Source organism: Phenylobacterium sp. (genome assembly GCF_035944335.1).
Taxonomy (GTDB): Bacteria; Pseudomonadota; Alphaproteobacteria; order Caulobacterales; family Caulobacteraceae; genus Phenylobacterium.
In genome coordinates this window covers 118,721-132,196 of record NZ_DASZBG010000040.1, presented here as the reverse complement: position 1 = coordinate 132,196, position 13,476 = coordinate 118,721, and the positions used below count along the sequence as shown (strand labels likewise).

General features: G+C 70.4%; 12 protein-coding genes. 6 read left to right on the top strand and 6 right to left on the bottom strand.

The annotated features are described in order from the left end of the window. Positions 1–4: 4 nt before the first annotated feature. Positions 5–2,080 (top strand): ATP-dependent DNA helicase RecG, encoded by a 2,076-nt coding sequence (recG, locus tag VGT80_RS07710; RefSeq protein WP_327454465.1) that lies wholly within the window; start codon positions 5–7, stop codon positions 2,078–2,080. Here recG and VGT80_RS07705 read toward each other — a convergent pair. Genes VGT80_RS07705 through kdsA form a run of 5 tightly spaced genes read right to left on the bottom strand, consistent with a single transcriptional unit; the run spans position 2,077 to position 7,600 of the window. Next, positions 2,077–3,075: an NADP-dependent oxidoreductase gene (locus VGT80_RS07705; RefSeq protein WP_327454463.1), complete on the bottom strand. Its 999-nt coding sequence runs from the start codon at positions 3,073–3,075 to the stop codon at positions 2,077–2,079. The genes recG and VGT80_RS07705 overlap by 4 nt on opposite strands. Before the next feature lie 42 nt (positions 3,076–3,117). Continuing rightward, positions 3,118–4,224 carry a DUF3089 domain-containing protein gene (locus tag VGT80_RS07700; RefSeq protein ID WP_327454461.1) on the bottom strand — a complete coding sequence of 369 codons (1,107 nt, stop codon included), beginning with the start codon at positions 4,222–4,224 and terminating at the stop codon, positions 3,118–3,120. A gap of 4 nt (positions 4,225–4,228) precedes the next feature. Beyond that, positions 4,229–5,230 carry an ADP-glyceromanno-heptose 6-epimerase gene (rfaD, locus tag VGT80_RS07695; RefSeq protein WP_327454459.1) on the bottom strand — a complete coding sequence of 334 codons (1,002 nt, stop codon included), beginning with the start codon at positions 5,228–5,230 and terminating at the stop codon, positions 4,229–4,231. Further along, positions 5,227–6,699 carry a D-glycero-beta-D-manno-heptose 1-phosphate adenylyltransferase gene (rfaE2, locus tag VGT80_RS07690; protein WP_327454457.1) on the bottom strand — a complete coding sequence of 491 codons (1,473 nt, stop codon included), beginning with the start codon at positions 6,697–6,699 and terminating at the stop codon, positions 5,227–5,229. The genes rfaD and rfaE2 overlap by 4 nt, the downstream gene beginning before the upstream one ends. Before the next feature lie 46 nt (positions 6,700–6,745). Then, the gene (kdsA, locus tag VGT80_RS07685) at positions 6,746–7,600 is read right to left on the bottom strand and encodes a 3-deoxy-8-phosphooctulonate synthase (protein ID WP_327454455.1); all 855 of its coding nucleotides are present in this window, start codon (positions 7,598–7,600) and stop codon (positions 6,746–6,748) included. 160 nt (positions 7,601–7,760) lie between these two features. Between kdsA and VGT80_RS07680 the strand changes: the two genes are divergently transcribed. Next, the gene (locus VGT80_RS07680; protein ID WP_327454454.1) at positions 7,761–9,017 is read left to right on the top strand and encodes a cyclopropane-fatty-acyl-phospholipid synthase family protein; all 1,257 of its coding nucleotides are present in this window, start codon (positions 7,761–7,763) and stop codon (positions 9,015–9,017) included. On the opposite strand, the gene VGT80_RS07675 is transcribed toward VGT80_RS07680, so the two are convergent. Beyond that, entirely contained in the window at positions 9,014–9,664 is a 651-nt protein-coding gene (locus VGT80_RS07675; protein WP_327454452.1) for a VOC family protein, read from the bottom strand. The genes VGT80_RS07680 and VGT80_RS07675 overlap by 4 nt on opposite strands. A gap of 251 nt (positions 9,665–9,915) precedes the next feature. Between VGT80_RS07675 and VGT80_RS07670 the strand changes: the two genes are divergently transcribed. From VGT80_RS07670 to metC, 4 genes are read left to right on the top strand one after another with little or no spacing between them, the layout of a single operon-like run. Further along, positions 9,916–10,920 (top strand): cysteine synthase A, encoded by a 1,005-nt coding sequence (locus VGT80_RS07670; RefSeq protein WP_327454450.1) that lies wholly within the window; start codon positions 9,916–9,918, stop codon positions 10,918–10,920. After that, on the top strand, positions 10,917–11,774 hold the full coding sequence (gene sseA, locus VGT80_RS07665; protein WP_327454448.1) for a 3-mercaptopyruvate sulfurtransferase: 858 nt from the start codon (positions 10,917–10,919) through the stop codon (positions 11,772–11,774). Before VGT80_RS07670 ends, sseA begins: the two co-directional genes overlap by 4 nt. 2 nt (positions 11,775–11,776) lie before the next feature. Next, positions 11,777–12,280, top strand: a complete 504-nt coding sequence (locus VGT80_RS07660) for a GNAT family N-acetyltransferase (RefSeq protein ID WP_327454446.1) — start codon at positions 11,777–11,779, stop codon at positions 12,278–12,280. Positions 12,281–12,311: 31 nt separating this feature from the next. Then, the gene (metC, locus tag VGT80_RS07655; RefSeq protein WP_327454444.1) at positions 12,312–13,475 is read left to right on the top strand and encodes a cystathionine beta-lyase; all 1,164 of its coding nucleotides are present in this window, start codon (positions 12,312–12,314) and stop codon (positions 13,473–13,475) included. The last annotated feature ends 1 nt before the right edge of the window (position 13,476 follow it).

Here is a 13,476-nt window from a genome sequence, read left to right as displayed (position 1 = left end):
ACCCATGCGGCCGGAGATTCTATTCCCGCTCTTCGCGCCCGTGACCTCGCTGAAGGGCGTGGGGTCGCGGCTGGCGCCGCTGCTCGAGCGGCTGGCCGGGCGCCTGGTGCGCGACGTCCTGTTCCTGAAACCCCACACGCTGGTCCGGCGGACGCCGGCGGTGCTGTCGGCGGCGCGCGACGGCGAGATCATGACCTTCGAGGTGGTGATCGAGGAGCACCAGCGGCCCCGCGCAGCCTCGCAGCCGTGGCGGGTGCGGGTGTCGGACCCGACGGGCTTCATGACCCTGGTGTTCTTCGGCCGCTTCGCCGACCAGCTGGAAAGCCGCCACCCGGCCGGCGCCCGGCGGATCGTGTCGGGCAAGGTCGGCGACGACAAGTTCGGCCGCCAGATGGTGCATCCCGACTACCTGCTCGACCCGGCCAAGGCGGCCGAGATCCCCGAGCTGGAGCCGATCTATCCGGCCACCGAGGGCCTGCCGGCGCGCCGGGTGCGCAACTTCGTGCTGGAAGCGCTGGAGCGAGCTCCGGCGCTGCCCGAATGGCAGGACCCGGCGTGGAAGGCGCGCGAGCATTTCCCGGCCTGGCGCGAGGCGCTGGAGCGCTTGCATGAGCCGCAGAGCGAGGCGGACCTGTCGCCGCTGACGCCGCACTATCGGCGGCTGGCCTATGACGAACTGCTGGCCCACCAGCTCGCGATGGCGCAGCGCAAGGCCGAGCGCCGGCGCGAGCCGGCGGCGCGGATCGCCGCCAGCGCCATCGCCGAGAAGGTCCGCGCCGACCTGCCCTTCGCCTTCACCGGGGCCCAGACCCGGTCGCTGGCGGAGATCCGCTCGGACCTGGCGTCCGGCGAGCGGATGAGCCGGCTGATCCAGGGCGACGTGGGCTCGGGCAAGACGGTGGTGGCCATGTGCGCCATGGCCGATGTGGCCGCGGCGGGCGGCCAGAGCGCGCTGATGGCGCCGACCGAGATCCTGGCGCGGCAGCATTTCGAGACGCTGGCCGGGCCGCTGGAGGCGCACGGCATCGGCGTCGTGCTGCTGACCGGCCGCGACAAGGGCAAGCCGCGGGCCGAAAAGCTCACGCGCCTTGCGACCGGCGAGGCAAAGGTGGCGGTCGGCACCCACGCGCTCTTCCAGGACGACGTGGGGTTCCAGAAGCTCCAGCTGGCGGTGATCGACGAGCAGCACCGCTTTGGCGTGGCCGAGCGCCAGCGGCTGCAGGCCAAGGGCCAGGCCGTGCACCTGATCGCCATGTCGGCGACGCCGATCCCCAGGACCCTGGAGCTGACCGTCTATGGCGACCTCGACGTGTCGCGGATCGACGAGAAGCCGCCGGGCCGGACCCCGGTCGCGACCCGCGCCGTGCCCATGGGCCGGATCGGCGAGGTGGAGGCCCGGCTGCGGACTGTCACGGCGGCTGGCGCGCAGGCCTTCTGGATCTGCCCCCTGGTCTCCGAGAGCGAGGTCAGCGACCTGGCGGCCGCCGAGCGTCGCGCCGCCGACCTCACCGAGCGCATCGGCCCCAGCGTCGGGCTGATCCACGGCAAGCTGCCCGCCGCGGCCAAGGACGCGGTGATGGCCGAGTTCGCCGAGGGCAGGCTCTCGGTGCTGGTCGCCACGACGGTCGTCGAGGTGGGCGTCAATGTGCCGAACGCCACCATCATGGTCATCGAACAGGCCGAGCGCTTCGGCCTGGCGCAGCTGCACCAACTCCGGGGCCGGGTCGGTCGTGGGCGGCAGGAAAGCGCCTGTGTCCTGCTCTACGATCCGCCGCTATCGGAGACCGCCCAGCGGCGGCTGGATATCCTGCGGCGGACCGACGACGGATTCCTGATCGCCGAGCGAGACCTGGAGCTGCGCGGCGGCGGTGACGCGCTGGGGCTGCGGCAGTCGGGCTTCCCGGACTACGTCTTCGCCGACCCGTTCGCACACCGCGACCTGATCGCCGCGGCCGGCGACGACGCGCGCCTGATTATCAACCGCGATCCCGAGCTGACCTCGCCGCGCGGCAAGGCGCTGCAGGTGCTGCAGGAGCTGTTCGACTGGAAGGCCGGCATGGCCCTGAAGGACGCCGGCTAGACCTTCACCATCCGCTTGCCGCGGTTCTCGCCGGCGAGCAGGCCGATGAGGGCGGCCGGGGTGTTTTCGAGGCCGTCCAGGATGTCCTCCTGGACCTTCAGCTTGCCCTCGGCCACCCAGGTCTGCAGGTCCTTCAGCGCCTCGTCCCGCCGGTCGTCAAAATCGTACATGACGAACCCCCGCAGCGTCAGGCGCTTGGTGACGATCAGGCCAGGCACGCCGCGCGGTCCGTGGGCCGGCGGCGCGCCGTCGTATTGCGATAGCGCCCCGCAGCAGGCGATGCGGCCGAAGTTGTTCATGGCGAACAGGCAGGTCTCGAAGATGTCGCCGCCGACGTTGTCGAAATAGACGTCGATGCCGCCCGGCGCATTTTCCTTGAGCTGGGCCCGCAGATTGCCGGCCTTGTAATCGGCGGCGGCGTCGAAGCCCAGCTCGTCCACCAGCCATCGGCCTTTTTCCTCGCCGCCGGCGATGCCCACCACGCGGCAGCCCTTGATCTTGGCGATCTGGCCGACCAGCGAGCCGACCGACCCGGCGGCGGCGGAGACCACCACGGTCTCGCCGGCCTTGGGCTTGCCGCACTCCAGCAGGCCGAAATAGGCCGTCAGGCCGGCCACGCCGTAGACGCTGAGCAGGTGGGTGACCGGCTCCATGGCCGGCAGCTTGGTGAGCCGCTTGGCGGGCGCGGTCGCGTAGTCCTGCCAGCCGGTGTCGCCCCAGACGAGGTCGCCGGGCTTCAGCGAGGGATCGTGGGAGGTCACCACCTCCGAGAGGGCCCCGCCGGCCATCACCTGGCCCGAGGTCAGGGCTGAGCGGTAGGTCGCGCCTTGCATCCAGGCGCGGTTGGCGGCGTCGAGGGAGATGTAGCGGGTGCGGACCAGCACTTCTCCCTCAGCGGCCTCCGGCCGGGCGGTCTCGACCAGCTTGAAGTGCTCGGGCCCGAGCTTGCCCTGAGGGATCTGGTCGAGGACGATCTGGCGATTGGCGTCTGGCATCTGGCGGCTCCCCGGTCTCAGGCCGGCAGCGAGCGCACGGCCTCAGCGATGGGTCAAGGTGGCGACGCGGGACAGGGCGTCGGCCTCGAGGTCGGCATAGAACAGGTTGAACGGCGGGACCTTGCGCCGGTCGGTCCAGGAGCCGGTGCGCTGGAAGGCGCCCGATTTCGGCGGGGTGATCTCAAGCACGCCGCCCCGGCACTGCGCCCCCACCTGGCGGGCCAGGAAGGCGGGGCGGGCGTCCCATTCCAGGCCGGTGGCGTTGGCCGCGCCGAGGTTCAGCCGGGCCGGCGCGGGGGCATTGCTGGTCTCGCCGAGGATCGGGTTGAAGCACAGCGCCGGACGGCCGTTCAGGGTTTCGAGTTCGCCGTGGGCGTTCCAGACCACGGCGCGGGCCAGCGGCGACTGGCCGAGCGACGGGTCGCCGTCGAGGTCGGTGATCCAGGCGGCGAGGCAGCCGGGCTGGGCCTTCGCCGTGCAGGGCGCGATAGGCGCGGCGTCGGCCGGCGCCACGGCCTCGATCAGATAGGCCGCCGCCAGCCGCGCGCGGATCTCGGGCCTGGCCGCCACCTCGTCGGCCAGCAGCCGCTCGGCCAGCGTCCCGCCCTGCTCCACGCCCACCAGCACGAACGGCCGGCCCTTGTTGTAATGGTCGAGGTAGAAGCGGAACGCCTGGTCCACATCGCCATAGGCGAACTGACGCGCCTCGCGGGCGTCTTCGCGCAACGTCATCTGGGTGTAGAGGCTGGCCTGACGATAGCGCGGCGCGAAGATCCGTCCAACGCGCACGAAGGGGCCGGCATAGTTGGGCGCCATGGCGCGCTGGAACTGCTTGCCGCCCTTGCGGTCGTCGATCGGGGCGTTCCACTGCTCCCCGCCGTCGTAGGTGGTTGGCGAGAGGAAGAAGATGTCGGCGGGCGGCGCGCCGGGGCCCACGGCGCTGGGATCGGTGGGCATCAGATACCAGGCGCTGCGCTGGGCGTAGTCGGGCGCCTTGGGCGGCCGGTAGGTCTGGAACGGAAGCTTGGGATCGAGGGCGTTGCGCTGCAGGTCGTCCCAGAAGAATCCGACGGCGCCCCCCAGGACGAGGATCAATCCCACCAGGGTCACCGCCAGCCAGCGACGGCGGCGCGGCGCGGGCTCCGACATAGGCCTACCGGTACGGGTCCGGCTGGGCGAGGTAGTGGGCGACGTAGTCCCCGATCCCCTCCTCCAGCGGCGTCAGCGGCTTGGGATAGCCGGCGGCCTTCAGCCGATCCATCTTCGCCTCGGTGAAGTATTGGTATTTGTCGCGGATGGCCGGCGGCATGGGCGTGTAGTCGATCTTCGCCTCCTTGCCGGCCGCCTGGAACACGGCGCGGGCCATGTCCTCGAAGGTCCGCGCGGTCCCCGAGCCCAGGTTGTAGATGCCGTTCACCTGCGGTGTCTCAAGCAGCCATTGGGCGACGTCGGCGGCGTCGCGGACATAGACGAAGTCGCGCTTCTGGCCGCCGTCCGGCACGTCCTTGCGGTAGCTCTTGAAGAGCTGGATCCCCTGGCCGGCCTGCACATGCGGCCAGATCTGGGCGGCCACCGACTTCATGGAGCTCTTGTGCTCCTCGTTGGGGCCATAGACGTTGAAGAACTTCAGCCCGACCCACTGCGGCGGCGCGTAGTCGCGCAGGGCCTGGCGCACGGCGAACAGGTCGAACAGGGCCTTGGACCAGCCGTAGGTGTTGAGCGGCCGCAGCGCGGCCAGCGCCTCATAGTCGTTGTCGTCGACGAAACCGTGCTCGCCCGCGCCATAGGTGGCCGCCGAGGACGCATAGACGAAGCGCCGCTGGCGGTCGGCGCACCAGCGGAACAGGTCGCGGCTGAGGGTGAAGTTGGTGTGGACGATCTTGTCGGCGTTCGGCTCGGTGGTGGACGACACCGCGCCCATGTGGATGACGATCTCCACGTCGCGCCAGCGCTTCTCCAGCCAGTCGAACATGTCGTCCGGCGCGACGAAGTCCCCGATCGGATGCTTGGCGATATTGCGCCACTTGCCCAGGTCGACGTCGTGCAGCCGGTCGCAGACCACCACGTCCAGCGAACGGTCCTCGGCGAGCCTGGCGGCGATGTTGGAGCCGATGAAGCCCGCGCCGCCGGTGATGAAGGCGATCCGTCGTGTCATGCCTCGGCTTTCCGGCTCATGCGCGCGATCGCGGCGGTGGTGGAATAGCCCTCGACGATCTCGGCCAGCCGCACCTCGCCGCCCCAGCTCTTGACCAGGTCTCCGCCCACCACCTCGTCCTCGGTGTAGTCCGCGCCCTTGATCAGCACGTCCGGCCGCGCGGCCTCAATCAGCTTCAGAGGCGTTGGCTCGTCGAAGGGCGCCACCAGGTCCACCGATCCCAGGCCCGCGAGCACCAGGGCGCGGCTCTCCAGGTCGTTGATCGGCCGGCCCTCGCCTTTCAGCGCGCGGACGCTGTCGTCGGAGTTCAGGCCGACGATCAGCCGGTCGCACCAGGCCCGGGCCTGGGCGAGATAGGCCACGTGACCCTTGTGCAGGATGTCGAAGCAGCCGTTGGTGAAGCCGACGCGCAGGCCTCGCGCGCGCCAGCGGGCGACCTCCTCGGCCATGCGCTGCGCGGTCGCGACCTTGGCCTCGGCCGGCGCCATGTGCGCCGAGATCGTCGCCTCCACCAGCTCCTCGGGCGAGACCATGGAGGTGCCGGCCTTGCCGACCGCCACGCCGGAAGCCAGCTGGGCGAAGGCGATGGCCGCCTCGATGGAGGCCTCGGACGCGAGCGCCAGGCCCAGCGCCGCCAGGGTCGTGTCGCCGGCGCCGGAGGCGTCGAACACCTCGCGCGGGACCGTCGGGAAGTGCCGCACCGCCTCGCCGCGCACGGCCAGCGATATGCCCTTGGAGGCCCGCGTGACGAGGATCGCCTTGGCCTCCCACAGGCCGAGCGCGTGGGCGAGCGCGGTTTCGATCTGGGCGTCGGTGTCGGTGGGCAGGTCCGTGGCGTGGGCCAGTTCGAGGGCGTTGGGCTTGATGATGTCGACGGCGCCATAGCGGGCGAACGAGCGGGCCTTGGAATCCACCACCACCTGACCGCCGGCGGCCTTGGCGGCCTGCAGGCAGGCAGCGATCACCGCGTCGGTGACGACGCCCTTGCCGTAGTCGGAGATCAGGATGACGCCGGCGCCGTCCACGGCGTCCTTGATGGTGCGCACCAGCCGCTGCTCGACCGCGGGGCTGACCGGGCGCGACGCCTCCATGTCGACGCGCAGGAGCTGCTGGTTGCCGGACACGAAGCGGGTCTTGAGCGTGGTCGGCCGCTCGGGGTCGTTGATCAGATAGCCCTCGACGCGGGGTTCCTCGCCCACCAGACGGCTGGCTTCGTGGCCCTCGGCGTCGCCGCCGATCACACCCACCAGCGCCACGTCGCCGCCCAGCGCGGCCACATTGCGCGCGACGTTGCCGGCCGCCCCCAGCATGACCAGTTCGCGGCTGCGGGCCAGCACCGGGATCGGCGCCTCGGGCGACAGGCGCGTCACCTCGCCATAGACAAAGCGGTCGACCATCAGGTCGCCCACGCACACGACCCGCCGGCCGGCCGACTGGCTGAGCAGGTGCTGAAGGGCGGACAGGTCCATGGGGGTCAGGGTGTGCGGCGCTGCGGAGGAAGGGTCAAGGCCGCGGTCAAGCCGAAGCCACGACGCCGTGCAGCGCCTTGAGGGTCGTCAGAAGGGCCTTGGCCTCAGCGAGCGGCAGGCAGCTCGGCCCATCGCAGCGCGCCTTCTCCGGCTCCGGATGGAACTCCAGGAAGACGCCGTCGGCGCCGGCGGCCACCGCGGCCTTGGCGATGATCGGTACGCCGCTGCGCCGCCCGCCGGTCGTCGTGCTGTTGGACTTCGGGTCCGCGCCCGGCAGCTGGACCGCATGGGTCGCGTCGATGGTCACCGGAACGCCGAGCTGCTTCATCTCCTCGATGGCCAGCATGTCGACCACCAGGTTGTTGTAGCCGAAGGACGCGCCGCGCTCGCACAGCACGGTCAGCGGCCGGCTGACCGCCTCATTGATCTTGTCGACGATGTTTCGGCAGTCCCAGGGCGCCAGGAACTGGCCTTTCTTGACGTGCAGCAGGCCGCCCGCCGCTTCCGTGGCGCGGGCCGCGGCGATGACCAGGTCGGTCTGGCGGCAGAGGAAGGCGGGGATCTGGACAAGGTCGGCGACAGCGGCCACCGGTTCGGCCTGGACGACCTCGTGCAGGTCGGTGGCGATCGGCACGGCGAGCTGGGCCTTCACCTCGGCAAGCATCTGCAGCCCCGCCTCGAGACCCGGTCCGCGGTAGCTGTAGATCGAGGAGCGGTTGGCCTTGTCGAAGCTCGCCTTGAACACATAGGGCAGGCCCAGATCGGCGCAGACCGCCTTCAGATGCCGACCGACCTCCAGGGCGAGATCCACGTCCTCCAGTACGTTGAGGCCGGCGATCACCATCAGCGGCTGGCCGTCGCCGATGGCGAGGTTCCAGCGATCCAGCTTCAGCACGGCCATGGGGGCTCCGCAGGCGATTCCAGTCCGCCGCTAAGTGGCCCGCGCGGGCCGGGTTCACAAGCGCGAAGGCCGCGCGGAACGCACGTATGGCTTGCGAAATGACGATCTCGGGGGCCAACTGAGGCCCGCAAGATGCGTCTCGGGGACAAGGGAGGCGTCAATGACCCTGGCTCAGGATCCGTCGCTTCGGGCTCTGGCCATAGATCCGAAGGCCTTCCGCAGCCTGCCGGAACTGACCGGCGCGCCGCGCGCCTTCCGCTGGGCGCTGCGGCTCATGGCGCGCAACTGGCTGGCGGGGTCGCTGGCCTTCGTGACGCCTTCGGGCGGCGAGTTGCGGCTGGTGGGTGAGCGACCCGGCCCCTCGGCGCGAGTGATCATCCACGATTTCCGCTTCATGCGCCGGGTGCTGGGCTCCGGCGACATCGGGTTCGCCGAGGGCTACATGGCCGGCGAGTGGGACACGCCCGACCTGTCGGCGGTGCTGGAGGTGCTGACCCTCAACGTCGACCGCCTGCAACGGATGCTGAAGCGCAATCCCGCGGCGCGCATGGTGAACCGCGTGCGCCACCTGCTACGGGCCAACACCAAGGCGGGCTCGCGGCGCAACATCCACGCCCACTACGACCTGGGGAACGCCTTCTATTCCCGCTGGCTGGACGCCACCATGACCTACTCCTCGGCCCGCTATCAGCGGCGCGGCCAGGACCTGGCGGCGGCCCAGACCCATAAGTACCGCACCCTTGCGCAGGGGATGGGGCTGACCAGCGACCACCACGTGCTGGAGATCGGCTGCGGCTGGGGCGGCTTCGCGGAATATGCGGCCGCGGAGGTGGGCGCGCGGGTTACCGGCATCACCATCTCCCAGGAGCAGTACGATTTCGCCAAGCGGCGGATGTTCGAGCAGGGCCTGGCCGAGCGGGCCGACATCCGCATGGTCGACTACCGCGACGTCGAAGGCCGGTTCGATCGGGTGGCCTCGATCGAGATGTTCGAGGCGGTGGGCGAGCGCTACTGGCCGACCTATTTCGGCAAGATCGCCCAGTCGCTGAAGCCCGGCGGCCGGGCCGGCCTGCAGATCATCACCATCCGCGACGAGCTGTTCGACCACTATCGGCGGCGGCCGGACTTCATCCAGAAGCACATCTTCCCCGGCGGCATGCTGCCCTCGGAGGCGCGGCTGAAGACCGAGACGGCGCGCGCGGGCCTGGCCTGGGCCGAGATCAGCCGATTCCCGCAACACTACGCCGACACTCTGGCCGAATGGGCGAGGCGGTTCGAGGCGGCGTGGGACGACATCCGCAAGCTCGGCTTCGACGAGCGGTTCCACCGGCTGTGGCGTTTCTACCTGGCCTATTGCGAGGCCGGCTTCCGCACCGAGCGGACCGGCGTGGCGCAGCTGACGCTCGTCAAGGCCTAGACCTCCACGGGCGCACGCGCCTGGCACATGAGCGCCATGGGCTGGCCCTCGTTGTCGCGGAATTCCGCCATCCACTCTTCCGTGCCGTCGGGGTGGCGGTAGAGCATGTGCGGGGCATTGATGAAGCCGACGCCGCGGCCCTCGAGCTGGCGATGCGCGGCGCGGATGTCGTCGACCCGGAAATAGAGGATGGATTCGGACGAGGCCTTCTCGGCCTGTTGCAGGTAGAGCCGCGTCTCGCCCAGCCGGAAGAAGGCCATGCCCGGGAAGGCATAGAGCAGCTCGAGCCCAAGGACGTCGCGGTACCAGGCCTTGGTCGCCTCGAGGTCGGCGACATGGCGGGCGATCTGGGCGAGCGGGCCCAGGGGGGTGGGGTCGGGGGCGGGATCGGCCATCGGGGGATCCTTCCGCTGCAGGACGCTGTCGCGGCGCACGCCGTCCCAGCGCTTGAGCTCCGCGCGGCCGGAAAGGCCGAGCTTCAGGAGCGCATTGCTCACGTGATACTTCACCGCATCCAGGCTGACGCCCTGACGCCGGGCGATCTGCGGGTTGGTCAGGCCATGGCGCACGGCCTCGACCGCGCGCCATTCGGCGGGCGTCAGCACGTCACCGTATTTCGGACGTCCGCGAGGGTTCCGATCCGCCATGGCTGAAGCTTAGCGGCTGGCTTGCCGCCTTGGCGCCTCCCCCATCAGGGCCAGCGCGTCGCCGTCAAGCAAGGCGGTCACGGCGATCGTCAAAGCACGGGGAAACATCGGCGCCTCCTGTTGCGGTGAAGGGCAAGCTAGGCCGCGGGTCGGCGATTTACCCTACCCGACGGTCGGGGCGTGATCGGCGGCGGTGAAATCGTCCAGCGTGGGCCCTGTTCTCCTGGGCGTCTGCGACTTAAGTAGCGACCATGGACATCGCCGCCAGCCTGCTCAACGCGATCGGAAACACGCCCCTCATCCGCCTGCGCCGGGCCAGCGAGCTGACCGGCTGCGAAATCCTGGGCAAGGCGGAATTCATGAACCCCGGCCAGTCGGTGAAGGACCGCGCCGCGCTCTACATCATCCGCGACGCCGAGCGGCGCGGCGCCCTGCGGCCCGGCGGACGCATCGTCGAGGGCACGGCGGGCAACACCGGGATCGGCCTGGCCATGGTCGGCAAGGCGTTGGGCTATCCCTCGACCATCGTCATCCCGCGCACCCAGAGCCAGGAGAAGAAGGACGCCATCCGCCTCTATGGCGCGGAGCTGGTGGAGGTGGACGCGGTCCCCTATTCCAACGAGATGAATTATCAGCATGTTTCCCGCCGCTTGGCGCAAGAACTTGATGCGAAAGAGCTGAACGGCGCGGTCTGGGCCAACCAGTTCGACAACATAGCCAACCGCGAAGCCCACGTGCAGGGCACGGGGCCTGAGATCTGGGCCCAGACGGAAGGCAGGATCGACGGCTTCATCTGCGCCATCGGCTCGGGCGGCACGCTGGCCGGCGTCGCCCAGGCGCTGCGCGACCGCAAGCCGGGCATCCAGATCGGCCTCGCCGACCCGCACGGCGCCTCCCTCTACAGCTACTATGCCGAGGGCGAACTGAAGGCCGAGGGCGCCTCGATCTCCGAAGGCATCGGCCAGGCGCGGATCACCGCCAACATCGAGGGCCTGACCATCGACCGGCCCTACCGGATCTCCGACGAAGACATGCTGCTGGCGATCTTCGACCTGGTGGAGCACGAGGGGTTGGTCATGGGCGGCTCGACGGGCATCAATGTCGCCGGCGCCATTCGCATGGCCCAGGACATGGGGCCCGGCCACACCATCGTCACGGTGCTCGCCGACCACGGACAGCGCTACCAGTCGAAGATCTACAATCCCGCCTTTCTGCGGGAAAAGGGGCTGCCGGCCCCCTCATGGATGCCGCAATGAGCGGTCCCCCCAAGAACGACCCCATGGTCTCCACCGTCTGGCTCGGCGAGCACCTGGGCGAGCCCGACGTGCAGGTGATCGACGCCAGCTGGTTCATGGCCGGCGAGAACCGTTCGGGCCGCGGGGAGTACGACCAGGCGCACATCCCCGGCGCGTTGTTCTTCGATATAGACGCGGTCGCGGACCGCACGAGCGACCTGCCGCACATGCTGCCGACCCCGCAAGACTTCGCGCGTGAGGCCGGGGCGCTGGGCCTGAGCCGGGACGCCCAGGTGGTGGTCTACGACAGCCTCGGCATCCGCTCCGCGGCGCGGGTCTGGTGGACCCTGCGGGTCATGGGCTTCCCACGCGTCCAGGTGCTGGACGGCGGCTTCCCCAAGTGGCGGGCCGAAGGCCGGCCGATCGAGACCGACCGCCCGACCCCAGAGCCGACGACCCTGCCTTCGGTCTACGACCCCGAGCTGGTGCGCGACATCGAGGCGGTGCGCCAGCTACTGTCCGAGCGCGACGCCCAGTTGATCGACGCGCGATCCGGCGAGCGCTTCCGCGGCGAGGCGCCGGAGCCCCGCGCGGGCCTGCGCAGCGGCCATATGCCCGGCGCGCTGAACCTGCCGTTCGGCGAGGTTGTAGGGCCTCAGGGTACGCTGAAGCCGGCCGCTGAGCTTCGTCGCGCGTTCGAGACGGCCGGCGCGGATCTTTCCCGGCCGATCGTGACGAGCTGCGGCTCTGGCGTGACGGCGGCGGTCCTCGCCCTGGCGCTCGCCCGGCTCGGCCGCGAGGACGTGGCGGTCTATGACGGATCCTGGACCGAGTGGGCCGGCCGGACCGACACCGCGGTCGTCGCAGGGCGATGAAATTGCGCATTCGCCTGGCCCGCCCCGACGAGGCGGAGCTGATCCGCAAGATCGAGGATTCGGCGGCGGCCCGGTTCAAGGGCTCGGCCCACGCCTATGTCACCGAACACCCCGCCCCGCCGGCGAAGGTCTATGCGGCCATGGCGGCCGAGGGGCTGGTGCTGATGGCCGACGCGGACGGCGATCCGGTGGGCTTCGCGGCCTGCGAGCTCCATCCCGACGCCTTGCACCTGAAGGAGCTAGCCGTCTTGCGCCACAAGCAGAGCCAGGGCGTCGGGCGAGCGCTGATCAAGGCGGTTGCGAAGGAGGCCCGGCGCCGCGGCCGCACGGCCGTCACCCTGACCACCTTCCAGGACCTGGCGTGGAACGCGCCCTGGTACGCCCGGCAGGGCTTCGTGGAGCTGGGCGCCGGCACGCTCGGCGAGCGGCTGCGCGAGGAGTTGGCGGACGAGGATGCGCGAGGGCTCGCCAGCCGCTGCGCCATGCGGCTGAGCCTGACGCCTTGAAAGCCCGCGCCGCCCAAGCCTAAGTGGCTCCATGGCCGACGAAACCCGCCTGATCCGCGCCGGCAATTCGTCCAAGGCGCTGGCCAAGACCGTAGGGCCGCCCATCCAGAAGGGCTCGACCGTGCTGCTGCCCGATGCAGCCGCGCTCTACGACGACGAGACCTACGTCACCTACGGCCGCCAGGGCCTGGCCGCCCACGAGGCGCTGCGCGAGGCGCTGGCGGTGCTGGAAGGGGCGGTCGGCGTCGCCCTCTACCCGTCGGGGCTGGGGGCGCTCACCGGCGCGCTGCTGGCCGTGCTGGAGACCGGCGACGAGGTGCTGGTCAGCGACACCATCTACAAGCCCACCCGCCGGTTCTGCGACCACATGCTGAAGCGCTTCGGGGTGAAGGCGAGCTACTTCGACCCGCGCACGGCCCCCGAGACCCTGCTGGCCAAGGCCTCGGACCGGGTGCGCGTGATCTTGATGGAGTCGCCGGGATCGCTGTCCTTCGAGATGCAGGACGTGGCCCATGTGGCGGCCCTGGCCCGCGACCGGGGCATATTGACCGCGCTGGACAACACCTGGGGCGCGGGCCTGATCTACAAGCCGCTGGACCACGGCGTCGACCTGTCGATCCAGGCGCTGACCAAATATGTGGGCGGCCATTCGGACGTGTTCATGGGCTCGGTGGCGGCGCGCGACCCGGGCCTGGTCCGGGCCCTGAACGAGGGCGTCGTGCAGATGGGCTGGAGCGTCTCGCCCGAGGACGCCTATGTGATGCTGCGCGGCTTGAGGACCCTGCCGGTGCGCATGGCGCGGCAGGGCGAGAGCGGCCTGGCCGTGGCCCGCTGGCTGGCGGCCCAGCCGGAGGTGGTCTCGGTGATCCACCCCGCCCTGCCCGGCGCGCCGGACCACGCGCTGTGGGCGCGGGACTACACCGGCGCCTGCGGCCTCTTCGCCTTCGTCCTGACGCCGGGCCCAGTGAAGGCGGTGGAGGCGTTCCTGGATGCCCTGACCCTGTTCGGCCTGGGCTTCTCCTGGGGCGGGTTCGAGAGCCTGGCCATCCACTGCGACCCGCAGCTCAAGACCCGCAAGATCAGGCGCGACTACGGCGGCCCGCTGATCCGGCTGCACATCGGGCTGGAAGACCCGCAGGATCTGATGGCCGACCTGCGCAATGCGCTTTCGGTCTACGCCGAGGCCATCGCCTGAT